The organism is Shewanella sp. SM23 (genome assembly GCF_025654295.1).
Classification (GTDB): Bacteria; Pseudomonadota; Gammaproteobacteria; order Enterobacterales; family Shewanellaceae; genus Shewanella; species Shewanella oncorhynchi.
This window is the reverse complement of the sequence record NZ_JAKKRM010000005.1, coordinates 286,985-310,743: the sequence shown is the minus strand read 5'-3', so window position 1 is coordinate 310,743 and position 23,759 is coordinate 286,985. Positions and strand designations below refer to the sequence as shown.

Here is a 23,759-nt window from a genome sequence, read left to right as displayed (position 1 = left end):
GCGCTGCAAATAGCCGCAATCGACATACATAGCGTGGATGCCATTTATTCAGGAGCAATAAATGGCCTTGCCTCAAGTGCGTTACTATAGCGTTAAGGTCAGCCCACTGAGTCCTGCATCTTTAGGTTGTTTGAGTATACTGTTGACGTCATTGTATTATCATCCTGTTATTGTTATTTATTCGCGCAGGTTTTATGCGCCAGAAGGGAAATCCCATGGGCACACCTAAGACTAAAGTACCAACGCCAAGTTACGACAAACTGACGGCACATTTCCAGAAAATTTCTCACTTTGAACATTTCAGCGCTTTGGGTGACTGGGACCAAGCGGCCATGATGCCAATGGGCGGTGGTCAAGATCGCGGCGATGCAATGGCAGAACTGGCGCTGCATATCCACGGTCTCAAAACCTCAGCCGCCTTAGCCGAGCACTTACACGGCGCGGCGGATGAATCACTCTCAACAGAGCAAGAAGCCAATCTGCGGGAAATACTGTACCAGTATCAACAGGCCAACTTAGTGCCCGGCGACCTAGTACAAGCCAAAACCAAGATGGCCTATCAATGTGAGAATGCGTGGCGCGAGCAACGTAAAAATAATGATTGGCTGGGCTTTAAGCCCAATCTAAAAGCGGTCATCGACCTTGCCAAGGAAGAAGCGCAGATCCGCGGCGAAGCGCAAAATATCACGCCCTATGACGCCCTGCTCAATAAATTTGAACCGGGAATGACCACGGCAAAGCTGGAACAAACCTTTGGCGGTCTGAAAGATTGGCTACCGACACTCATCCAAGAAGTGCTGGCTAAGCAGGCAAACGAGCCTAAGCTTGTGCTCAATGGCCCCTTCGATATCAGCGCGCAGCAAGCCCTTGGCCGTGACGTCATGGCGTTTTTAGGGTTTGACTTTAATCACGGCAGGCTGGATATGAGTAGCCATCCATTTTGTGGCGGCGTGCCAAGCGATGTGCGGATAACGACCCGCTACAATGAGGCCGATTTCAGTAGCGCAATCATGGGCATAGTTCATGAAACAGGCCATGCCAGATACGAGCAAGGTTTACCTCAAGCGTGGCGCGGTCAACCCGCTGGGCTTGCACGTTCTATGGGCGTCCACGAAAGCCAAAGTCTATTTTGCGAAATGCAGCTTGGGGCAAATCCGGCATTTCTACGTCAGTTGCAGCCTAAAATCGCGCAGCATCTTAACTGTCATTTCAGCGCCCAAGAATTAGCCCAGCATTACACTCGCGTAAATCCCGGACTTATTCGCGTCGACGCCGATGAAGTCACTTATCCCTGCCACATTTTACTGCGGTTTGAGGCGGAAAAAGCCTTTGTCGATGGCAGCTTAACCGTCGATGATTTACCTGATTTTTGGTCGACGCAGATGCAACAATTACTGGGGATCAATACTGATGGCAATTACCGCGACGGTTGCATGCAGGACATCCATTGGGCTGTCGGTGAGCTAGGGTATTTCCCAAGTTACACCTTAGGCGCCATGTATGCCGCCCAATGTCGTTTTGCGATGGAAAAAGCCTTAGGGCCGATTGAAGCCCTAATCGATGCAGGCAAGTTGGACTCGGTATTCCAGTGGCTGCGCGAGCACATTTGGTCTAAGGGATCCTTGCTCACGACCGATGAACTGATCCGCCAAGCAACGGGCGAAACCTTGAATGGTCAATATCTTGAGCGTCACCTGCGCCAACGATATCTGGGCATTTAACCGCTGCGAACGCTTATACCCAAGCTACCTGAAGAGTCGAGTTTCAGAGCGCCTAGGGTGCATCAATTCAAGGCGCATCAATGACAGAATGTCGGCCACCTTTTGAATTGATGCAACACGGAAGTGAAGTGCCCTAGGTGCTCCGTCCCGGCGGCTGATGTTAACCACGGGGTAACGCACTTTATGCTGCGTTGGTTATTTTTAACTTAGCCCGCTAGGTCTGCAAATAACCGCAATCGCCATGGATGGCGTGAATGCCATTTATGCAGGAGCAATAAATGGCCTTGCCTAAAGTGCGTTAAACTCCCGCTGAATCCTGCATCTTCAGGTTATTTGGGTATACAAGCGCTGAAAGCTCAGTTTATACGGGTTTTAAAGCGCTTTATATTGCCGTTGGAGCCTGCATTTTGAAGCCGCTTGAGGTTATAATGCCGAGCTTATTTGAATCAGGACTCTTTCAACGGAGTTCCTTCAACAGGACTTTTGAAACAGGATAATTGTCGGCCATGTTACTGCGAGCAATCACCCCACAGGATTGGGATGCCATTTTAGCAATCCAAGATGAGTGTTACTCACAACTGGACCCTGAGCCATTGCACGTGCTGCAAAGTAAATGGCAGGTATCGCCACAGTCCTGTTTTGTGTTCGAAGTAAATGGCTCAGTTGTCGGTTATTGCTTGGCTCACCCTTGGACCACCAATATGCCGCCAGCGCTCTATCAGCCCATTACCCATTTACCTAAGGCTGATACTTTATATCTGCACGATATTGCGCTTTCAGCCAAAGCCCAAGGTTTAGGCGCCGGTGCTAAAGCACTAACCCGCTTAACACTGCTGGCAGATCGATATAATCTCAATTCCTTGTCCCTCGTTGCCGTTCAAGGCGCCGACAGTTATTGGCTAAAAATGGGCTTTAAGCCTCAGACCATAGACAAGTGCCTTGGCAGCTATACCGACGATGCCATGTATATGATTTATAAATTTAATCATAGAGATGAAAGATGAATCCAACCCTGACCACTATTGGTTTACTCTGCTTGAGCAATATCTTTATGACCTTTGCTTGGTATGGGCATTTGAAAACCTTAGGCTCAAAGCCTTGGATTATCGCCGCCTTAGTGAGTTGGGGCATCGCCCTATTTGAATACTTGCTGCAAGTGCCCGCTAACCGTATAGGTTACACGGTTATGAATGTCGGCCAGTTAAAAATTTTACAAGAAGTCATCACCTTAAGTCTGTTCGTCCCCTTTGCCTATTTCTATATGAAAGAGCCATTGAAGCTCGATTATTTGTGGGCAGGATTGTGCATATTAGGTGCTGTGTATTTTATTTTTAGAAGTGAATTTAATTAATTTCAGACTTATTTCAGGAGAGCTCACCCATGGCCCGTCAAGTCACTTATACCTTCAAAGGTAAGACTAAAACCATCGCCTTTAGCTACGATAAACACCATGATTTATATGAAGCCGTGGCCGAAGCCGAAGGCATCGATCTGACCAATTTTTTGGCCATGGAGCAACAAGTCGCCATGACGTCGCGCAAGGGTGCTAAGGCTGAAAAAGAATTCAGAAAAGTAGAATTTGCCCGCTTTGGCTTTAGCAATATCCACTTTGTTAGAGACGAAGAACCCGAAGCCTAGGCAGGTTATTCATTTTTGTATTCGCTTTAAGCACTTTAAAAACAGGACACTGTGATGCTCAATACCGAACATGCTAACTTTCCCCGTGCAGGATTCTTTCGCCGCTTAGGTGCTGCCGTTTACGATTCGCTGTTAGCCGTTGCCGTCTATATGGTTGCGGGCGCAATGGGCTTTGGGATTTTCTACGGCCTCACAGCTTCAGGATTGGCTGGCATGAATGGCTTTGAGCATGTCTCTGACGCGCTCAATGGCACGCCGATTTACCATGGTATTTATCAACTCTGGCTCGTCTTGTGTGTCGGCACTTTCTACGCATTATTCTGGAGTAAGGGCGGTCAAACCTTAGGGATGCGCGCTTGGCGGCTTAAAATTCAACATCCTAATGGCCAAAACTTAAGTCTAATCACTGCCTACGCTCGCATCATTTGGTCACTGCTCGGCATTGGCAATTTATGGATTTTAATCAATGATGATAAGCGCGCACTGCAGGATATGATGACTCGCTCAGAAGTGGTCGTGCTGTCTAAAGAAGCCAACCAAATGCGTAACTGGCATGGGGCATAAGTTTATTCTTAAGTAAATCCGAAATACAAAAAACGACGCAAAAGCGTCGTTTTTTATGGCTATTTTTATGGACTATTCTTAATTGACGAAATCCGGAGTAAGGAGTAATAAGCTGCGTATCATCGCCGGATAAAGTAGAAGGCAACGCCAGTAAACAACAAGCTTGGCGCAACAGCCCCCACATAAGCAGGTAGCTCATACACTATACTCATGGGACCAAAAATCTCATTACTGATATAAAAGCTAAAACCTGCTACGACCCCAAGTAATACGCGCGCACCCATAGTCACAGTCCGCAGCGGACCAAATACAAACGACAGTGCCACTAACATCATCACTGCTACCGTCACGGGCTGCATCACCTTGCGCCATAAAGCAAGCTCATAACGGCTGGGATCTTGACTGTTAGTTTTAAGGTAATCAAGATAACCGACCAGACCACGTATAGATAACGCCTCGGGTTTAATCGACACTACGCTGAGCTTATCTGGCGTTAAACTTGATTGCCATTGGTCTTCTTCAAGATACTCAAGCACGACTTTTTCATAGCTTAAATCAGTACGTTTAACGTCAAATAAACGCCAGCGATCTTGGGAAAATACCGCTCGGTCTGCGTGAACTACATTGGTGAGCTTAAGTTCGCTATTGAATTTATAAAGAGTGATATTACTGAGTTTATTGATGTTTTCAACTTCACCAATATTAACGAACAAATCACCATCCTTTGCCCAAATTCCACGATGGGACTTAATTAAACTCCCACCAGAGAGTTTAACAGCTTGCAACTCATTGGCTTTTTGCTCAGCAATCGGTGCGCCCCACTCCCCTAAAACCATCACCAATAACATCAAAGGCACAGCAGTTTTCATCGCTGACATAGTGATCTGCAAACGTGACATGCCAGAAGCTTGCATCACCACAAGTTCGGAATTCGATGCCAACATTCCCATACCAATCAAAGCGCCAAGCAAGACGGCCATAGGGAAAAACATTTCAATATCCCGTGGCACTAAAAATAAAACATAGATGCCAGCATCCATCATGCTGTAGGTGCCACGGCCAACTAAACGCAGCTGATCAACCCATTTGATGATGCCCGACAAACCAGTCAACACCAGCAAACAAAGCGCTGAAGTGCTTAACAATATTCTGGCGATATAAAGGTCTAATATCTTCATGCTGCCACCTTCTTATTGGCAAACAAGGACGATATACGACTGAAAATAGGCCTATCTTTGCCAAGCAAAAATAACCCCATCAGGAGCGCAGAAACATGGATCCACCACATACCTAAATACAGTGGAATAATCCCATCTTGCAATGCCTTACGTCCCGCGACCATCAGTCCAAAATAGCCAAGGTACAAAAGTACTGCTGGGAACATCTTAGCAAACTTACCTTGGCGCACATTCACCCGCGCTAACGGCACAGCAATCAGGGTCATAATTGGAATCGCGAGCGGGATAGCAAGACGCCAGTGGAATTCAGCCGCAGCTTCAGCACCTTCAATTTTAACGAGTTCATCAACGGGCAGTGCAGATAACTTACGGCGACGCTCATCAACTTGCTGCTCTTTAATTTGCATTTTATAACCACCAAATTCGATCATTTGGTAGTCCTTTGCCTTCGGGCTGCCTTGATAACGCACGCCGTCATTCAAGTTCAATTGTTGAGCACCTGAACTATCTTCCTGTACTCGTCCACCTTTAGCCACCACGACATTGGTCACGCCAGTTTCATCATCAGGATCAGGTAGTTGGGCTACAAACACTTTATCTAACTCGTTATCTTTGCCAATACGCTCAACAAATAATACCGCGCGACCATTGGGACTCGCCTGAAAACGCCCTTGGATTAAGGCGGCAAGACCCGCTTCGGACTGGGCTTTTTCGAGCACTTGGTTTTGCTGTTCTTCTGCCCAAGGAGCAACATAAAGGGATAAATAGCCAGTGAACAGCATATTGATCACGGCGAGGATCAGCGTCACGCGGGTGACATACCACTCACTAACCCCAACACCGTGGAGAATGACCATTTCATTTTCGGAATACATACGGCCGTGGGCCAGTAAAATACCCAAGAACAAACTTAGCGGCAGCACTAAGATCACCAGATAAGGCAAGTTAAGCCCAATCAGAGTCATGATTAAAGAGGCGGGAAAATCGCCGTCGGAGGCATCGGCCAGTATACGCACGAAATGCTGGCTAATAAAAATAGTTAACAGCACTAAAAGTACCGCAATTTGTGCCTTTAAAACTTCTCGAATAAGGTATTTAAATACAATCACAGGCAGGATCCGGTCTCTAAACTTATCTTTTTGCTGGTAACAGACTAACTTTCATGTAAACTGTTTACTTTTGATAGTTTTCTGACCAGCTTCAGGGGTTCTTGGTAAACTTAACGTCACGAAATGCGTGACTCAAGCGCCGAGAATAAATCACCTTTGGAGTAATAACTTAGGCCCTTTTCGGGACAAGCAGACATTATCCAATAAATATAAAAATTTGTCTTTAAGAATCTAGGAGTGCTCATGGAGTTTAGCGTAAAGAGCGGTAGCCCCGAAAAACAACGCTCAGCCTGTATCGTGGTCGGTGTTTATGAACCCCGTCGTCTGTCGGGTATCGCGGAGCAATTAGATAAAATTAGCGAAGGTTATATCAGTAACCTACTGCGTCGCGGCGATCTGGAAGGTAAACCTGGCCAGATGTTATTGCTGCACCATGTTCCTAACGTATTGAGTGAACGTGTATTATTAGTAGGTTGTGGCAAAGAACGAGAATTAGACGAACGCCAATACAAACAAATCATCACTAAGACAATCAACACCCTTAACGAAACGGGTTCAATGGAAGCCGTTTGCTTCTTAACTGAACTGCACGTGAAAGGACGCGATACGTATTGGAAAGTACGTCAAGCGGTTGAAACCACTAATAGCAGTCTTTATAGCTTTGATGCCCTGAAGACCCGCAAAGGTGAAACTCGCCGTCCACTGCGTAAATTAGTATTCAATGTCCCGACTCGCCGTGAATTAACCTTAGGTGAGCGCGCCATCGAGCATGGTATGGCAGTATCTGCTGGCATGCATTTATGTCGCGATGTAGCAAACATGCCACCGAACATCTGTAATCCAGCCTATTTAGCTTCTCAAGCTCGCCAAATGGCTGAAATACACGACACTCTGCATGTCACCACTATCGGTGAAGAGCAAATGGCCAAACTGGGCATGAACTCATACCTTGCAGTCGGTCGCGCCAGTGCCAATGAATCCATCATGACTGTGATGGAATACAAGGGCGCTGTCGATAGCACAGAAAAACCCATCGTATTAGTCGGTAAAGGGTTAACCTTCGACTCGGGTGGTATTTCATTGAAGCCTGGCGAAGCCATGGACGAAATGAAGTACGACATGGGCGGCGCAGCAGGTGTTATCGGCACCATGAAAGCCATCTGTGATATGAAGTTACCTATCAACGTTGTGGGTATTCTGGCTGGCTGTGAAAACATGCCATCGGGTAATGCTTACCGTCCAGGTGACATTCTGACCACTATGTCAGGTCAAACCGTTGAAGTGTTAAATACCGATGCGGAAGGCCGTCTAGTCCTATGTGACGTATTAACCTATGTTGAGCGTTTCGATCCTGAATTAGTTATCGATACTGCAACCCTGACTGGCGCGTGTGTGATTGCCCTTGGTAAACACGCATCGGGTCTGTTCTCATCGCATAACCCTCTGGCACACGAGCTATTAAGTGCCGGTGAGCAAAGTGGTGACCGCGCATGGCGCATGCCATTGTGGGATGAGTATCAAGATATGCTCGACAGCCCATTTGCTGACATGACCAACTTAGGTGGCCGTCCTGCTGGAGCTATCACTGCAGCATGTTTCCTTTCGCGCTTTGCTAAAAAGTACAACTGGGCTCACTTAGACGTTGCAGGCACAGCTTGGAATAGCGGTGCTAACAAAGGTTCTACGGGCCGTCCAGTGCCACTATTGACTCAGTTCCTGATCAATCGTGCTGGCGTCGAACTCGGCGAATAACCAACTATCCGGCCTTAGTGTGTTAAAGGCTCGATAAATGAAAGGCGAAGATGAAAATCTTCGCCTTTTTTATTTTCTTAATTTAATCAGAAAATCGATTTCCTGAATAAATTAAGAAAATAAAAAAACTGAACAACTAATGGTTTTAGAATCATTTTTCAAAGAGTTATAGTTCTACCCTCTTCATCTCCAACGGTTTGAAAGCATCCCATTAAGTCCCGCCAGACAGTGATAGATAAAACCTCACCGTAAGGTTTGCCCTAAGCATTAACCCATACTGACTTTTAGTGTAAACTGCTGCTCTCGTTCGCCACTAAAACAAGTGAAGCAAGGCATTGAAATCATGACTCAAGTGCTGTTTTATCTTATGCCGCCAGTGGCATCGCCTGCCAAAACCAAGGCTGATTCACCTGTTGCAACCGCGAATGCGAACCCTGCACTTTGCGAGATGCATCTTCTGGCATGCCAACTGGCGCAGCAGGCTTTTGTGAAGCAACAATGGGTCTATATCCATTGCCAAGATAAACAGCAAGCCCATGCAATTGATGAACTTTTATGGCAGTTTGAGCCAAGTGCCTTTGTACCCCATAACCTCAAAGGTGAAGGCCCGATGACGGGATCGCCGGTTGAAATCGGTTTTGATCGCCTCGGCGCCAACAAAAGTCGCCAAGTTCTGATTAATCTTGCAGACCAAGCGCCCCCATTTGCGGTAAACTTTGGCCACATTATCGATTTTGTTGCCAATGACGATCAGCATAAAGCGGTCGCTCGCGAACGTTATCGACAGTATCGCGGCTTAGGGGTCAATTTACAGACCCAAGACTTAGCAACACATCCACTTAATTAGTTTGAGACAGACACGTTCCCATGGAAAAAACATACGATCCGCAGTCCATCGAGCAAACGCTTTACCAAAACTGGGAAGAGCAAGGTTACTTCAAGCCACACGGTGATGAATCCCAAGGCAATTATTGCATCATGATCCCGCCACCAAACGTGACGGGCAGCTTGCACATGGGCCACGCCTTCCAAGACACCATTATGGATACTTTGACCCGTTACCAACGGATGAAAGGCAAAAATACCCTATGGCAAGTCGGTACTGACCATGCGGGTATCGCCACCCAAATGTTGGTTGAGCGTAAGCTTGAAGCCGAAGAAGGCAAAAATCGCCATGACCTAGGTCGCGATGCCTTTATGGATAAAGTGTGGGAATGGAAAGCGCAATCGGGCGGCACTATCACTAAGCAGCTACGTCGTATGGGCGCTTCTGTTGATTGGGACCGCGAGCGTTTCACTATGGACGAAGGCTTATCTAAGGCCGTACAAGAAGTGTTTGTACGTCTGTACGAAGACGAGTTGATTTATCGCGGTAAGCGTTTGGTCAACTGGGATCCAAAGCTGCACACGGCTATCTCTGATTTAGAAGTGGAAAGCAAAGAAAAACAGGGCCACATGTGGCATCTGCGTTATCCACTGGCCGACGGTGAACTGACTGCCGATGGTAAAGACTATTTAGAAGTCGCTACCACGCGTCCAGAAACCATGCTCGGCGACAGTGCGGTTGCAGTGCATCCCGATGATGAACGCTATCAAGCGCTAGTCGGTAAGTTTATTCTGTTGCCGATTGTTAACCGCCGCATTCCTATCGTGGCCGACGATTACGTCGACATGGCCTTTGGTACTGGCTGCGTGAAGATCACCCCAGCCCATGACTTTAACGACTATGAAGTCGGTAAACGTCACAACCTGCCCATGTTCAACGTGCTGACCTTAGATGCCGCTATTCGCGTGAGCGCCGAAGTGGTGAACTCTGACGGTACCTTTAACAAAACGCTCGATGGCAGACTGCCTGAACGCTTTGCCGGACTTGACCGTTTTAAAGCCCGTGATGCTATCGTCGCCGAATTTGACACGTTAGGGTTGCTCGAAAAAATCGCGCCTCATGCCTTGAAAGTGCCTTACGGCGATCGCTCTGGTGTGGTTATCGAGCCTATGCTGACCGACCAATGGTATGTAGCTGTTGCGCCAATGGCGAAAACCGCTATCGAAGCCGTTGAAAATGGCAGCATTAAATTTGTACCACAGCAATATGAGAACATGTACTTCTCGTGGATGCGTGACATTCAAGACTGGTGTATTTCACGTCAATTGTGGTGGGGTCACCGCATCCCTGCATGGTACGACGAAAATGGCAAAGTCTATGTCGGCCGCAACGAAGCCGATGTACGTGCTAAGCACAATATCGCCGACTCGATGACATTACGCCAAGACGAAGACGTACTGGACACTTGGTTCAGCTCAGCCCTGTGGACTTTCTCGACCTTAGGTTGGCCTGACAATTTAGAAGATTTAAAAACCTTCCACCCAACCGACGTGTTGGTGACAGGTTTTGACATCATCTTCTTCTGGGTTGCCCGTATGATCATGATGACCATGCACTTCATCAAAGATGAAGACGGTAAACCACAAGTTCCGTTCAAAACCGTGTACGTAACCGGTCTTATCCGCGATGAAGCGGGTAACAAGATGTCAAAATCTAAGGGCAACGTACTCGATCCATTAGACATGATCGACGGTATCGGACTTGAAGATTTAGTTGAAAAACGTACCGGCAACATGATGCAGCCACAACTGGCCGCCAAGATTGAAAAGAGCACTCGCAAAGAGTTTGCCGACGGTATCGAAGCCCACGGCACAGATGCACTGCGCTTTACGCTTGCGGCAATGGCATCAACGGGTCGTGACATCAACTGGGACATGAAGCGCTTAGACGGTTACCGTAGCTTCTGTAACAAGTTATGGAACGCCTCACGCTACGTGCTGATGAACACAGAAGATCAAGATTGCGGCCCTGGTTCTCCAGAGTACTGTGGTTTAGAGAATGGCGGCGAGATGGAATTGTCGTTGGCCGATCGCTGGATTATTGGCTTGTTCAATCAAACCGTTAAGACCTTTGACGATCACATGACAGCCTACCGTTTCGACTTAGCGGCCAATACCCTGTATGAGTTCACTTGGAACCAGTTCTGTGACTGGTACTTAGAGTTAACCAAACCGGTATTGCAAAACGGCAGTGAAACGCAAATGCGCGGCACCCGTCACACCTTAGTGACAGTGCTCGAAGCGATGCAACGCCTGATGCACCCTATGATGCCGTATATCACTGAAACCATTTGGCAGCGCGTTAAACCGTTAGCCGGTGTCGCTGGTGATACCATTATGCTGGCACCGTTCCCAACATTTGATGCCGCTAAAGTCGATAGCGCAGCAATGGCCGATTTAGAATGGGTTAAGCAAGTAATCGTCGCGGTGCGTAACATTCGTGCCGAACTGAACATTGCCCCATCTAAACCGCTAAATGCCCTACTTCGTGGTGTTAGCGCGCAGGATAAAGCCCGTGTAGAAGCAAACCAAACCTTCTTCACTACGCTTGCCCGCTTAGAAAGCATGACCATTTTAGCCGATGGCGAAACTGCGCCTATGTCGACCACAGGTTTGATTGGCGAAATGGAGCTACTGATCCCTATGGCAGGCTTAATTGATGTCGCCGCCGAAATGGCCCGTATCGACAAACAGCTTGAAAAGCTCGGCCAAGAGATCGCTCGCATCGAAGGCAAATTGTCGAACCAAGGCTTCGTGGCAAAAGCCCCTGCCGAGGTTATCGACAAAGAGCGCGCCAAGATGGCCGATCTCAAGCGAGATATGGACAAACTCAATGAACAAAAATCTGAGTTTGCTAAGTTAGAAGCTTAAGCTTCTCATTTACTCTGATTCACTTGTTATGATTAGTTCTAACTGAATGAAGGGCAGCCACTTGGCTGCCCTTCTTGTATCTATATCACTGCAATCTATGAGCAATTATGAGCCTTAATCTACGCTCTTGGGCCAGATGCCGCATTGAACCCGAGTCAATTCTAAACACTGCCATTTAACCTACGGCACAGTATTGAAACCACCTCACCATTCATCCTCATCATTCCCCGTGATCTATCGCTCATGAGCTCACACGTAGCCCATCGCTGCCTACATGAGTAAACTGCACACATGTAGGCTAAAGAACAGCTAATACCTCTAGAGACAGCGCTGAGAGACTGATATGGGTATCCAATGTCGTCTTAGACTCTCAACACAGGCAAAAGCAGATTCTTCAGTGAGTTGAACCTAAGAAAGAGAAGTGTTTAAAGCGAAATGGCTAAAGATAGCGACACCGAAGATACTAAGGTAAGGCAAAAGATGATGATGCAAAGTTAAGGTTAAACCTAAGCGGGTAAAAATATAATGAGTTAAACCATACAAATTAAAAAATAAAAAAGCCCTGCAATTGCTTGCAGGGCTTATCTATATGGTGCGCGTGGAAGGAGTCGAACCTCCGACCGCCTGGTTCGTAGCCAGGTACTCTATCCAGCTGAGCTACACGCGCAAACTCGTTTTTGTACTTCTAAGATCCAATCAAGATTGAGTCTAGGATAAGCACTTTTATCTAGCAAATTTATTCTATTCTTCTCGACTAAAAGAATAGAATGGCGGAGAAGGAGGGATTCGAACCCTCGATGGGAGTTAAAGCCCATACTCCCTTAGCAGGGGAGCGCCTTCGGCCACTCGGCCACCTCTCCGCGTTTAACGCTTTAAATCAACAAGACGTATCTCGTTAACTATATTGGTGCGCGTGGAAGGAGTCGAACCTCCGACCGCCTGGTTCGTAGCCAGGTACTCTATCCAGCTGAGCTACACGCGCATGTTAAACGGTAAAACACTAATACGACCTAAATCATATTAATTTAAATTGGTGCGCGTGGAAGGAGTCGAACCTCCGACCGCCTGGTTCGTAGCCAGGTACTCTATCCAGCTGAGCTACACGCGCATGTTAAAAGGTAAAACATTAATACGATTTAAATCATATTAATCTAAATTGGTGCGCGTGGAAGGAGTCGAACCTCCGACCGCCTGGTTCGTAGCCAGGTACTCTATCCAGCTGAGCTACACGCGCATTTTAACTCTTTGCTATAAGCAATTATCTACAAAATTTCTTATGAAATTCAAAACTGATGAGTTAAAGATTAACTAATGCAGAGATGGTGCGCGTGGAAGGAGTCGAACCTCCGACCGCCTGGTTCGTAGCCAGGTACTCTATCCAGCTGAGCTACACGCGCGACTTGTATCTAAATTTACTTTTACATCAAACACCAATAAAAATGGTGCGCGTGGAAGGAGTCGAACCTCCGACCGCCTGGTTCGTAGCCAGGTACTCTATCCAGCTGAGCTACACGCGCACTGTTTTCTATCAGTAAGAAATGGCGGAGAAGGAGGGATTCGAACCCTCGATGGGAGTTAAAGCCCATACTCCCTTAGCAGGGGAGCGCCTTCGGCCACTCGGCCACCTCTCCGTTTTCTTGGCGCACATATTACTGTTTGACGAAAATAAGTCAAACCCTTTTTCCGAAACAGATTCCATTTGAACTGTTTTTAATCACATTGCTGTTATATCAAGCCAATGTATTGATTTACGCCAATCTTTCGGTCTAAAAAATAAAAAAGCCAGTTAAAAAACTGACTCTTCTGTTGCCGTAGTACGCTTGCCAAAACAAGGTACTAAAAGTTACCACCTTCCGATGGTGTACCTGATTTTTCAGATTGAATGCGTTGGTAGATTTCTTCGCGATGAACAGAAACCTCTTTTGGTGCATTCACACCAATACGCACTTGATTGCCTTTTACCCCTAGCACTGTAACTGTGACTTCATCACCAATCATCAGTGTTTCGCCAACACGACGAGTCAAAATCAGCATTCGATAGCTCCTTTATTTCTTAATTCAGCTTACACACGGCACTCATCCGGTAGATGGGCTTATTATAAGGTCAGCTTAGTACAAATTAATAGTATTCAATACTCAAACGGTTATTTAATTACACCTTATTTAGCTCGAAAGCGTGATGTAACGCCCGAACCGCCTTGTGTAAGTCCCTTTCATCGATAACGGTTGATAATTTACTCTCTGACATCGTGAGTAACTTAGCATGAATAGTTTCATTACCCAAGACTTCTAACATCTTAGTCAATAATCCCATTTTTGCCTGTAAACCTTTGCCAACTAAAGATACTTTTGCACGTTGACGTTCGATAATCAATGGCCCGAGAGCAAGGCTTTCACTTAAGCCTTCGAGCTCATTAAGCAGAGTATCAACCTTAGCTTCTGCGAGCATAAAACTGACGCGACCCGAAGGATCATCCTCATGGATCCTCAATGGAGAAATAAATTCCACATCGATTTCCAATCGAGTTAAACAGCCTAACAACGCTTGATAGCGTTCACTGGTGGTAAACAGCCCTTCAATCGTCAGCGTTGCCAGCGCCTTATTAATCGCGATACCTTGCACTAACGAGGCAATCGTTAATTCCGACTCGTCGCCAAATTGAATTAACGTCCCCTGCCCAGCTTCAAAGCTCGACAATACTCGCAGCGGTACGCGAAAACGCTCGGCGTATTCAACAGAATCGGGATGCAGCACTTTAGCGCCGAGCTTTGCCATTTCGAGCATCACATCAAACCCAATCACATCGAGGCGACGTGCACTGCTATCAATATTCGGATCTGTGGTAAATACCCCTGCCACATCGGTAAAAATCTGGCATTCATCGGCTTCTAACGCTGCAGCTAAAGCTACTGCTGTGGTATCTGAACCACCGCGTCCTAAGGTGGTCACTTCACCTTGAGGATCGATGCCCTGAAACCCTGCAACGATCGGCACAACACCGTCGGCTAACAGGGATTGCAAATACTCAGTATCGACGCGCTCGATACTGGCGCGGCCAAATTGACTATTTGTATGAATTTGCACTTGATCGCCCGTAAGGGATTTCGCTTTTATGCCGCGACGTTGTAGCGCCATCGACATCAAAGCAATACTCACTTGCTCACCCGTCGAGACTAGCATGTCTAACTCGCGCGCCGAGGCGCGCGGATTAATTTGTGCTGCAAGTGCAAACAGGCGATTCGTCTCACCCGCCATCGCGGATAAGACTAAAACTTGCTGCTCACCATTGTGAGCTGACTTTGTAATCTGCTCAGCGACCGCTTCGATACGTTCAATAGAACCCACCGAAGTGCCGCCGAACTTTTTCACAAAAAGCTTGCTACCACTAAGCTTTCGTTTTTGGGGCACAGCAACCTCTTAAGCTAGACGCTCAGTAATCCAAGGTAATACTTGAGCCAATGCCGCATCCAGATTTTCTGGCTGGCTACCGCCCGCTTGAGCCATATCAGGACGACCACCGCCTTTACCGCCAACTTGTGCAGCGACCATAGCGACTAGCTCACCCGCTTTGACTTTACCGATCAGATCGTTACTCACACCCGCGATCAGGTTAACTTTCCCTTCCTGCGCGGTACCAAGAACGATAATGGCCGATTTCAATTTCTGTTTTAATTCATCTTGCAAGCCACGTAATGAACTTGCCTCAACGCCGTCTAATTTTTTGATCAGTACGTTAACGCCATTAACTACAACGGCATCGCCCACTAAGTCTGCACTCGCTGCGGCCGCTAGCTTATCTTTCAGCTGCGCCATTTCTTTTTCGAGTTGCTTCATCTTATCGAGCTGCGCTTTTAACTTAGCCACCACTGAGTTGGCATCGCCTTTCAATAAGGCAGCGGCTTCTTCCAGTTCAGCTTGTTGCTGCGCCACATAAGCCATAGCAGCAGCGCCAGTCACGGCTTCGATGCGACGTACACCCGCAGCAATACCCGCTTCAGAGGTGATTTTGAACAAGCCGATATCGCCAGTGCGACCGACATGTGTACCGCCACACAATTCGATAGAAAAATCGCCCATAGTCACAACACGCACTTGTGAATCATATTTCTCACCAAAGAGTGCCATAGCGCCTTTCTCTTTAGCTTCATCTATGCCCATTTCAGCGGTTTTCAGCTCATGGTTACGACGAATTTGAGTGTTAACTAATTCTTCAACTTCTTTTAATTCAGCAGCTTTTACACCTTCGAAATGGGAGAAGTCAAAACGTAAACGCTCAGGATCAACCAAAGAACCTTTTTGCGAGACATGAGTACCGAGCACTTGACGCAGTGCGGCATGCAGTAAATGCGTAACAGAATGGTTTAACTGAGTACGGTGACGCAGTTTTTTGTCAACTTTCGCTTCAATAACTTGGCCAACGCTCAAGCTACCTGTAGCCAAAACACCTTGATGGCCCGTTGCTTGACCATACTTTTGCGTATCGTTTACCGTAAACTCAATACCGTTTGCAACCAATTGGCCTTTATCGCCTACTTGACCGCCAGATTCCGCGTAGAAAGGTGTTACATCGAGCACGACAACGGCTTCATCACCCGCTTTGATCGCCGTCACTGACTCACCATTTTGATAAATCGCGGTGACCTTAGCTTGACCCGCTAATTCGGTGTAACCACTGAATGCAGTTTCAGTATCAATTTTCAGCGCAGCGTTATAATCTGCACCAAAGTTACCGGCAGCTTGTGCGCGGCTACGTTGTTCAGCCATGGCGACTTCAAAACCTGCTTCATCGACAATGATATTGCGCTCACGGCAGACGTCAGCGGTCAAATCCATTGGGAAGCCATAGGTGTCATACAGCTTAAATACAGTTTCGCCGTCTAAGGTGTCACCTTTCAACTCGTTTAAGGCCGTATCTAAAATACCTAAACCACGTTCAAGCGTTCGGGCAAATTGCTCTTCTTCCGCTTTCAGTGCCTTTTCAACAATCGCTTGAGTCTCAGCTAACCCTTTTGCTGCATCGCCCATCACCGCAATCAAAGACGAAACCAGCTTGTAGAAGAAAGCTTCGGTCGCACCTAACTTGTTACCATGGCGAACTGCGCGGCGAATAATACGGCGCAGCACATAACCACGGCCTTCGTTCGACGGCATAACGCCATCGGCAATTAAAAATGCACATGAACGGATATGATCGGCAATGACTCGCAGCGACTTTTCAGATAAGTCACTAACACCAATGACCTCTGCGGCTTTAGCAATCAAAGTACGGAAAATATCGATTTCGTAGTTAGAATGTACGCCCTGCATAATCGCAGCAATACGCTCAATCCCCATGCCTGTATCAACCGAGGGCTTAGGCAAAGGTAACATTTCACCCGATGCTTGACGGTTGTACTGCATGAAAACGATGTTCCAGATTTCGATGAAACGATCACCATCCTCTTCAGGACTGCCAGGACGTCCGCCCCAAATATGATCACCATGGTCATAAAAAATCTCAGTACATGGACCACAAGGACCGGTATCACCCATTTGCCAGAAGTTATCTGACGCAAAGGCAGCACCTTTATTGTCACCGATACGTATGATGTTCTCGGCAGCGACACCAATTTTTTTATTCCAGATTTCAAAGGCTTCATCATCTGTCTGATAAATAGTGACGCACAGACGTTCCTTCGGCAGCTTTAACGTTTCAGTTAAAAAAGTCCAGCCCAAACGAATCGCTTCTTCTTTGAAATAATCTCCAAAACTGAAGTTACCTAGCATTTCGAAAAAGGTGTGATGACGTGCTGTGTAGCCAACGTTATCCAAATCGTTATGTTTACCACCGGCGCGTACACAACGTTGAGCAGTGGTCGCACGCGTATAATTGCGTTTGTCCATGCCAAGAAACACGTCCTTGAACTGGTTCATGCCTGCATTGGTAAATAAAAGTGTGGGATCGTTGCCTGGCACTAATGAACTACTGTCCACAACTTGATGACCATTGCTGCGGAAAAATTCGAGGAAAGCGCTTCTGAGCTCTGCTGTAGTTTGATACATGAAATCATCCTGAATTGGGTAAGCATTACCAGCTACGCCTTAGGCTAGCCGTATTTCTATTTGCCCAGCATTATAAGCAGACTAAGGAAGGACGACCAGTCTTGATTGGTGATATACACATCAGGAATTTAATATTTTAGCGTGAATCGCCCACACCAGAGTCACTAGAAGCAAAACGACAGGATAAAGCACAAATAAAGACGGTGTAAGTTTATCGCGGCACGGACAATATTTAAGCAAGTGAGTCTAATGTGGAGTACGAAATGGACAAGACTCATTGATGATATTTAGATGAGCTTTTACAGTATTAGCTTCAAATTTAATAATCTTCATCGAGATCATTGGGATCTGAATCTAGTGCGTAAGTGATTTGATCGTAGCTAAAGCCTTGGCCCATTAAAAAACGCACTCGTTTGGCCTTTTCCTTTGCGATGAGATCCCGAGCTTTAGAGCCCTTCACTTCTGTCACACGGGGAACGCCATACTTTTTGGTGGCTTTATCTTTTGCTAGCTCAAACCAGTCACAATCACAATTAACCAAAGCGGCTTCAATACAATCTTTAGATAAGCCTTTCTGTGCGATTGCTTGGCGGATGCGTATTGCACCGTGACCTCGACTGATGTGGCTACGCACTAACAGTTCGGCATAACGAGCATCATTAATAAAACCGGAGGATTCGCAAGCATCGAGTACAGGTTCGATATCGTTAAGTTCGAAACCTTTTTCGAGCAATTTATCGCGGATTTGTAAACGGGAATAATCGCGGCGCGCTAACAGCGCGACCGCAATTTGATGGGCTGACTGACTCAGAATACTTCGCCTGTCTCTAAATCAATATTGTCCTCAGTACTATCATCAGCTTTGGCAGCCAAGGCACTCGGATTACTCAAAAGCAACTCACGTAGCATCTTGTCAATTTCAGCAGCAATAGCTGGGTTTTCAGTCAGATATTTGCCAGCATTAGCACGACCTTGGCCGATTTTATCACCTTTATAGCTGTACCAAGCGCCCGCTTTTTCAATCAACTTATGGGCTACGCCTAAGTCAACTAACTCACCAGTACGGTTAATACCTTGGCCATAAAGGATTTGGAATTCGGCCTGCTTAAACGGCGCTGCAACCTTGTTTTTCACCACTTTAACGCGAGTTTCGTTACCGACCACTTCATCGCCGTCTTTAATGGCACCAGTGCGGCGAATGTCTAAACGAACAGAAGCATAAAACTTCAGCGCGTTACCACCGGTTGTAGTTTCTGGGTTACCGAACATCACACCAATCTTCATCCGAATTTGGTTGATGAAGATAAGTAAGGTGTTAGATTGCTTTAAGTTACCCGCAAGTTTACGCATGGCTTGGCTCATCATACGCGCCGCTAGGCCCATGTGAGAATCACCAATTTCGCCTTCGATTTCAGCTTTAGGCGTTAATGCCGCCACTGAGTCGACTACGATAACGTCAACAGCGCCTGAGCGAGTTAAAGCATCACAAATCTCAAGCGCTTGCTCGCCAGTATCCGGTTGTGAACACAGCAGGTTATCAATATCTACGCCCAATTTTTTAGCATAAATAGGGTCTAACGCATGCTCTGCATCGATAAAGGCACAGGTTTTGCCTTCACGTTGCGCTGCGGCAATCACTTCTAAAGTCAGTGTTGTTTTACCTGATGATTCAGGACCATAGATCTCAACGATACGCCCCATTGGCAAACCGCCAGCACCTAAAGCAACGTCCAGAGACAGAGAACCGGTAGAAATGGTCTCAACATCCATAGAGCGATCTTCGCCCAGCTTCATGATGGAGCCTTTACCAAATTGTTTCTCAATTTGGATCAATACCGCAGCAAGTGCTTTCTCTTTATTTGGATCGACCTTCATTCCTGTTCCCTCATCAAGACAAGCATTAAGCTGTCAAAAGTGATATTCAATTTACAAACGGGTAATTCAAAAAGCCGCGCTTTTTGTCTTAATTCTGCTGACTAGTATACTGTACAATCATACAGTATCAAGACCTGTGACTGAATTATTTTTAGCTGATAGGATTTTTAATATGGCCAAGGTTTTAGCGAATATCAAATCAGATAATAGCTCCCTTTGATCAATATCCATCGTTAAGGGCTCAATTTTCACTAAATTATTGCTAAGATTGGCGCAACAAATTTTGCGTGGTCTTTTTAGCTGAAAATTGTACAGCAGTCTTCCGCTTCCATAGCGCTTAATCACCTTTAACCACACAAACTGTATCGCCTTTAGGCAGTCACAACGGACGATAACGATTTAATGAATGTAATTGATACCGATGATTTAGAAAAACATACTCCTATGATGCGTCAGTACTTGACGATGAAAGCAGAACATCACGATATGTTGCTGTTTTATCGCATGGGTGACTTCTACGAGTTGTTTTATGACGATGCTAAACGCGCTTCTGAGCTGTTAGGCATTTCACTCACTGCGCGCGGTAAAAGTGGTGGCGATCCTATTCCGATGGCGGGACTTCCTTACCATGCTGTGGAAGGCTATCTTGCAAAATTAGTTCAAATTGGTCAATCAGTTGCGATTTGCGAACAGATTGGCGATCCCGCGACATCTAAAGGGCCCGTAGAACGTAAAGTGGTGCGGATTGTCACACCAGGCACCTTAACCGACGAAGCGTTGCTACAAGAACGCCAAGACAATCTGTTAGCCGCGGTTTATCAAGGTAAAGTCGGTTTTGGTTATGCCACATTAGATGTTTCATCCGGACGTTTTGTGATTGCTGAGCTAGACACCCGAGAGTCATTAGAAGCAGAATTGCAACGCACTAATCCCGTTGAAATTCTCTACAGTGAAGACTTTGGCGAACTAGGTCTACTTAACGGTTTTAAAGGCAAACGCCGTCGCCCCGAGTGGGAATTTGATTACGATACGAGTATCAAGTTACTACTGGCCCAGTTCGGCACTAAAGACTTACATGGTTTTGGCATCGCAGATGCACGTTTATCACTGCAGGCTGCGGGTTGCTTGATGCAATATGTCAAAGACACACAGCGCACGGCACTGCCCCATATCAATGCCATTATCCGCTTCAATCAAACCGATAGCATAGTACTCGATGCGGCAACTCGCCGAAATTTAGAATTAACTCAAAACCTAGCCGGTGGCCGCGATAATACCTTAGCGGCAGTATTGGATAATACGGCAACGCCTATGGGTAGCCGTATGTTACAACGCTGGATCCATCAGCCTCTGCGAGATCCTAAGCAAATCAAGGCGCGCCAACAGGCGGTGACTGAACTCCTCGATACCGCAGCCCACGAAGGTTTGCATGAGCAGTTAAAGGCACTTGGCGATATCGAACGTATCATGGCAAGGTTAGCCCTGCGCACTGCCCGTCCAAGGGACTTTGCACGTTTACGTCAAGCACTGGGCTTATTGCCTGAATTACAACTGAGTTTAAGTACACTGAGCGCACCGCACACGACCCAGTTGCGTCAACACTTAGGTGAGTTCCCCGCTGAGCAAGCCCTACTTGAGCGCGCGATAGTCGATAATCCACCTATGCTTATCCGCGATGGCGGGGTGATCCGTGAAGGCTACAACAGCGAACTAGATGAATGGCGCGGTCTGAGCGAAGGAGCGAGTGATTACTTAGTACAACTCGAAGCTAGGGAAAAAGAACGTACTGGTATTAACACACTTAAAGTCGGCTATAACCGCGTACACGGCTATTACATCGAAGTAAGCCGCCTGCAATCCTCACAAGTACCGCTCAATTATCAACGACGTCAAACCCTTAAGAATATGGAGCGTTATATCACGCCCGAACTTAAGGAGTACGAAGAAAAAGTGCTCTCGAGCCAAGGTAAAGCGCTGGCACTCGAAAAGCAGTTATGGGAACAGTTGTTCGATCTTATTCTGCCAAAATTGCATGAATTACAAGCTTTTGCTCGAGCGGCGGCTGAGCTTGATGTGTTGAGTAACTTTGCTGAGCGCGCCGAAACCTTAGGCTACACTTGCCCAGAGCTGAGCCAAGATATCGGCGTACAGATAGAGGCTGGTCGTCACCCAGTGGTGGAGCGTGTCAGTCAAACACCGTTTATCGCTAACCCCGTGACCTTGCACAATCAAAGACATATGTTGATTGTGACTGGACCTAACATGGGCGGTAAATCGACCTATATGCGCCAAGTCGCCTTGATCACGCTGATGGCCCATATTGGTTGTTTTGTTCCAGCAGATCGCGCCCTGATTGGCCCGATTGATCGTATATTTACCCGTATTGGCGCATCAGACGATCTGGCCTCTGGCCGCTCAACCTTTATGGTAGAAATGACTGAAACTGCCAACATTCTGCACAATGCCACTGCCAGTAGTTTAGTGTTAATGGATGAAATCGGCCGTGGAACATCCACCTATGATGGTTTATCGCTAGCTTGGTCGGCAGCAGAGTATTTAGCCCAGCAAGTCGGGGCTATGACCCTATTCGCCACCCATTATTTTGAGCTAACTCAATTACCTGACTTAATGGCAGGTGTTTACAATGTGCACCTTGATGCCATAGAGCACGATGATACCATCGCCTTTATGCATGCAGTACAAGAAGGCGCCGCCAGTAAAAGCTACGGCTTACAAGTTGCGGCGCTTGCCGGCGTGCCAAACAAAGTGATTAAAGCAGCGAAACATAAATTGCAGCAATTGGAGAGTCGCGATCACCAACCAGAAGGAACGAGGACGCCCATTCAAAGCTTACTCGCTTTACCTGAACCGGTTGAAAATCCAGCTTTGACTAAATTAAGTAGCATTAATCCCGATAACTTAACGCCAAAACAGGCGCTTGATTTGCTCTATGAACTGAAACGCTTGAGCTAGACATCAGGTGATCTAAATAAAAGCCTAAAAATAACAACGCCCACTCTATAGTGGGCGTTTTACTTTATGGCGTGATCTCACACTAAGTGCATTTTCTGGATAGCTTCTCTGAAAGGCACCAGAAGACAGATATTAGTTTCTAAATAAAGCTTCAACAGATAAACCTTGAGAACCCAATAAATCACGTAAGCGTTTTAATGCTTCCACTTGGATTTGACGAACACGTTCACGGGTTAAACCAATTTCAGCCCCCACATCTTCAAGCGTAGAAGGTTCATAACCTAACAAACCAAAACGACGGGCTAATACTTCTCTTTGTTTTGTGTTCAACTCGTTAAGCCATTTCACCACCGAGTTAGAGATGTCTTCATCTTGCACTTTATAGTCAGGGCCAACACTATCATCATCGGCCAATACATCTAATAATGCTTTCTCGTTATCGCCCCCCAAAGGCGTATCAACAGAGGTAATTTTTTCATTCAGCTTAAGCATGCGGCTCACATCAGAGCTAGAAACTTGCAGTTTTTCAGCTATTTCTTCCGCTGTAGGTTCATGATCCAGTTTTTGTGCTAACTCGCGGGCAGTACGCAAGTATACGTTGAGTTCTTTAACAACATGAATCGGCAAACGAATAGTACGAGTTTGATTCATGATAGCGCGTTCAATCGTCTGTCTGATCCACCAAGTCGCATAGGTTGAAAAACGAAAACCTCTTTCTGGGTCGAACTTTTCTACGGCACGAATTAAACCTAAGTTACCCTCTTCGATAAGATCGAGCAGTGCTAAGCCGCGGTTATTGTAACGACGTGCAATTTTTACGACGAGACGTAAATTACTTTCGATCATGCGATTACGGGATTTTGCACAACCTTTTAAGGCCTTACGGGAAAAGTAAACTTCTTCTTCTGCGCTAAGCAGTGGGGAAAAACCAATCTCACCTAGATAAAGTTGAGTGGCATCAAGATTTTTTTGCAGGTCATCTTGGACCTGTTGTTCTATTCCTAGCTCTTGGACTAGATCGGTGGCAACTTCTTCTTTTTCAAGATCAAAGTCTACGGTTTCTACGGAAAAATCTACTAGTGCTTCTGCGGCAGTGCTATTTATGCGGCTCATGATCAAATCTCCCAAACCTAATTAAACTGCTGAATTA

General features: G+C 46.5%; 18 protein-coding genes and 8 tRNA genes. 10 read left to right on the top strand and 16 right to left on the bottom strand.

Going from position 1 to position 23,759, the window contains the following annotated elements; all coding sequences use genetic code 11:
* The first annotated feature begins 61 nt into the window (after positions 1-61).
* From L5L98_RS09460 to L5L98_RS09435, 6 genes are all read left to right on the top strand, one after another.
* Complete coding sequence (locus L5L98_RS09460) at positions 62-229, top strand: hypothetical protein (RefSeq protein WP_263140275.1); 168 nt, start codon at positions 62-64, stop codon at positions 227-229.
* Positions 216-1,721: a carboxypeptidase M32 gene (locus L5L98_RS09455; protein ID WP_226059014.1), complete on the top strand. Its 1,506-nt coding sequence runs from the start codon at positions 216-218 to the stop codon at positions 1,719-1,721. The genes L5L98_RS09460 and L5L98_RS09455 overlap by 14 nt, the downstream gene beginning before the upstream one ends.
* Positions 1,722-2,227: 506 nt before the next feature.
* Positions 2,228-2,725: a GNAT family N-acetyltransferase gene (locus L5L98_RS09450; RefSeq protein WP_006085767.1), complete on the top strand. Its 498-nt coding sequence runs from the start codon at positions 2,228-2,230 to the stop codon at positions 2,723-2,725.
* On the top strand, positions 2,722-3,072 hold the full coding sequence (locus tag L5L98_RS09445) for a DMT family protein (RefSeq protein ID WP_006082592.1): 351 nt from the start codon (positions 2,722-2,724) through the stop codon (positions 3,070-3,072). Before L5L98_RS09450 ends, L5L98_RS09445 begins: the two co-directional genes overlap by 4 nt.
* Before the next feature lie 29 nt (positions 3,073-3,101).
* Entirely contained in the window at positions 3,102-3,359 is a 258-nt protein-coding gene (locus tag L5L98_RS09440; protein ID WP_259527021.1) for a DUF2960 domain-containing protein, read from the top strand.
* Positions 3,360-3,413: 54 nt separating this feature from the next.
* A complete protein-coding gene (locus L5L98_RS09435) occupies positions 3,414-3,923 on the top strand; it encodes an RDD family protein (protein WP_263140270.1) in 510 nt (169 codons plus the stop codon).
* Positions 3,924-4,042: 119 nt separating this feature from the next.
* Here the strand turns inward: L5L98_RS09435 and lptG are convergent, their stop codons facing one another.
* Both lptG and lptF read right to left on the bottom strand, forming a co-directional pair.
* The gene (gene lptG, locus L5L98_RS09430; RefSeq protein ID WP_105251819.1) at positions 4,043-5,101 is read right to left on the bottom strand and encodes an LPS export ABC transporter permease LptG; all 1,059 of its coding nucleotides are present in this window, start codon (positions 5,099-5,101) and stop codon (positions 4,043-4,045) included.
* Positions 5,098-6,210, bottom strand: a complete 1,113-nt coding sequence (gene lptF, locus L5L98_RS09425) for an LPS export ABC transporter permease LptF (protein WP_113939369.1) — start codon at positions 6,208-6,210, stop codon at positions 5,098-5,100. Before lptF ends, lptG begins: the two co-directional genes overlap by 4 nt.
* Before the next feature lie 243 nt (positions 6,211-6,453).
* Here lptF and pepA point away from each other — a divergent pair, with 243 nt between their 5' ends.
* From pepA to L5L98_RS09410, 3 genes are all read left to right on the top strand, one after another.
* Positions 6,454-7,962, top strand: coding sequence for a leucyl aminopeptidase (pepA, locus tag L5L98_RS09420; RefSeq protein ID WP_006082597.1), 1,509 nt, complete (start codon positions 6,454-6,456; stop codon positions 7,960-7,962).
* 343 nt (positions 7,963-8,305) lie between these two features.
* On the top strand, positions 8,306-8,809 hold the full coding sequence (locus L5L98_RS09415) for a DNA polymerase III subunit chi (RefSeq protein WP_263140268.1): 504 nt from the start codon (positions 8,306-8,308) through the stop codon (positions 8,807-8,809).
* 20 nt (positions 8,810-8,829) lie between these two features.
* Positions 8,830-11,718 (top strand): valine--tRNA ligase, encoded by a 2,889-nt coding sequence (locus L5L98_RS09410; protein WP_263140267.1) that lies wholly within the window; start codon positions 8,830-8,832, stop codon positions 11,716-11,718.
* A gap of 590 nt (positions 11,719-12,308) precedes the next feature.
* Here L5L98_RS09410 and L5L98_RS09405 read toward each other — a convergent pair.
* The 13 genes from L5L98_RS09405 to recA form a co-directional block, all read right to left on the bottom strand.
* Positions 12,309-12,385, bottom strand: a tRNA-Arg gene (locus L5L98_RS09405).
* A 101-nt stretch (positions 12,386-12,486) separates the two neighbouring features.
* A tRNA-Ser gene (locus L5L98_RS09400) sits at positions 12,487-12,578 on the bottom strand.
* 45 nt (positions 12,579-12,623) lie between these two features.
* Positions 12,624-12,700: transfer RNA gene (locus tag L5L98_RS09395), tRNA-Arg, on the bottom strand.
* Between the two features lie 49 nt (positions 12,701-12,749).
* Positions 12,750-12,826 (bottom strand) — tRNA-Arg (locus tag L5L98_RS09390).
* 49 nt (positions 12,827-12,875) lie between these two features.
* Positions 12,876-12,952, bottom strand: a tRNA-Arg gene (locus tag L5L98_RS09385).
* An 86-nt stretch (positions 12,953-13,038) separates the two neighbouring features.
* Positions 13,039-13,115, bottom strand: a tRNA-Arg gene (locus tag L5L98_RS09380).
* A 43-nt stretch (positions 13,116-13,158) separates the two neighbouring features.
* Positions 13,159-13,235, bottom strand: a tRNA-Arg gene (locus tag L5L98_RS09375).
* Between the two features lie 22 nt (positions 13,236-13,257).
* Positions 13,258-13,349, bottom strand: a tRNA-Ser gene (locus tag L5L98_RS09370).
* A 205-nt stretch (positions 13,350-13,554) separates the two neighbouring features.
* Entirely contained in the window at positions 13,555-13,752 is a 198-nt protein-coding gene (csrA, locus tag L5L98_RS09365; RefSeq protein ID WP_006082602.1) for a carbon storage regulator CsrA, read from the bottom strand.
* 118 nt (positions 13,753-13,870) lie between these two features.
* Entirely contained in the window at positions 13,871-15,127 is a 1,257-nt protein-coding gene (locus tag L5L98_RS09360) for an aspartate kinase (protein ID WP_259540932.1), read from the bottom strand.
* Positions 15,128-15,136: 9 nt separating this feature from the next.
* Positions 15,137-17,761, bottom strand: a complete 2,625-nt coding sequence (gene alaS, locus L5L98_RS09355) for an alanine--tRNA ligase (RefSeq protein WP_263140261.1) — start codon at positions 17,759-17,761, stop codon at positions 15,137-15,139.
* Between the two features lie 319 nt (positions 17,762-18,080).
* On the bottom strand, positions 18,081-18,551 hold the full coding sequence (locus tag L5L98_RS09350; RefSeq protein WP_371135013.1) for a regulatory protein RecX: 471 nt from the start codon (positions 18,549-18,551) through the stop codon (positions 18,081-18,083).
* A gap of 17 nt (positions 18,552-18,568) precedes the next feature.
* On the bottom strand, positions 18,569-19,636 hold the full coding sequence (gene recA, locus L5L98_RS09345) for a recombinase RecA (protein ID WP_263140258.1): 1,068 nt from the start codon (positions 19,634-19,636) through the stop codon (positions 18,569-18,571).
* Between the two features lie 402 nt (positions 19,637-20,038).
* Here recA and mutS point away from each other — a divergent pair, with 402 nt between their 5' ends.
* Entirely contained in the window at positions 20,039-22,609 is a 2,571-nt protein-coding gene (mutS, locus tag L5L98_RS09340) for a DNA mismatch repair protein MutS (RefSeq protein ID WP_263140255.1), read from the top strand.
* A 132-nt stretch (positions 22,610-22,741) separates the two neighbouring features.
* Here the strand turns inward: mutS and rpoS are convergent, their stop codons facing one another.
* Complete coding sequence (rpoS, locus tag L5L98_RS09335) at positions 22,742-23,722, bottom strand: RNA polymerase sigma factor RpoS (protein ID WP_028761361.1); 981 nt, start codon at positions 23,720-23,722, stop codon at positions 22,742-22,744.
* Positions 23,723-23,759 lie beyond the last annotated feature (37 nt).

Excerpts from the sequence above, each read along its gene's own strand:
- L5L98_RS09460 (WP_263140275.1), top strand. The coding sequence starts at position 62 with ATGGCCTTGCCTCAAGTGCGTTACTATAGCGTTAAGGTCAGCCCACTG.
- L5L98_RS09455 (WP_226059014.1), top strand. The coding sequence starts at position 216 with ATGGGCACACCTAAGACTAAAGTACCAACGCCAAGTTACGACAAACTG.
- L5L98_RS09450 (WP_006085767.1), top strand. The coding sequence starts at position 2,228 with ATGTTACTGCGAGCAATCACCCCACAGGATTGGGATGCCATTTTAGCA.
- L5L98_RS09445 (WP_006082592.1), top strand. The coding sequence starts at position 2,722 with ATGAATCCAACCCTGACCACTATTGGTTTACTCTGCTTGAGCAATATC.
- L5L98_RS09440 (WP_259527021.1), top strand. The coding sequence starts at position 3,102 with ATGGCCCGTCAAGTCACTTATACCTTCAAAGGTAAGACTAAAACCATC.
- L5L98_RS09435 (WP_263140270.1), top strand. The coding sequence starts at position 3,414 with ATGCTCAATACCGAACATGCTAACTTTCCCCGTGCAGGATTCTTTCGC.
- lptG (WP_105251819.1), bottom strand. The coding sequence starts at position 5,101 with ATGAAGATATTAGACCTTTATATCGCCAGAATATTGTTAAGCACTTCA.
- pepA (WP_006082597.1), top strand. The coding sequence starts at position 6,454 with ATGGAGTTTAGCGTAAAGAGCGGTAGCCCCGAAAAACAACGCTCAGCC.
- L5L98_RS09415 (WP_263140268.1), top strand. The coding sequence starts at position 8,306 with ATGACTCAAGTGCTGTTTTATCTTATGCCGCCAGTGGCATCGCCTGCC.
- L5L98_RS09410 (WP_263140267.1), top strand. The coding sequence starts at position 8,830 with ATGGAAAAAACATACGATCCGCAGTCCATCGAGCAAACGCTTTACCAA.
- csrA (WP_006082602.1), bottom strand. The coding sequence starts at position 13,752 with ATGCTGATTTTGACTCGTCGTGTTGGCGAAACACTGATGATTGGTGAT.
- alaS (WP_263140261.1), bottom strand. The coding sequence starts at position 17,761 with ATGTATCAAACTACAGCAGAGCTCAGAAGCGCTTTCCTCGAATTTTTC.
- recA (WP_263140258.1), bottom strand. The coding sequence starts at position 19,636 with ATGAAGGTCGATCCAAATAAAGAGAAAGCACTTGCTGCGGTATTGATC.
- mutS (WP_263140255.1), top strand. The coding sequence starts at position 20,039 with ATGAATGTAATTGATACCGATGATTTAGAAAAACATACTCCTATGATG.
- rpoS (WP_028761361.1), bottom strand. The coding sequence starts at position 23,722 with ATGAGCCGCATAAATAGCACTGCCGCAGAAGCACTAGTAGATTTTTCC.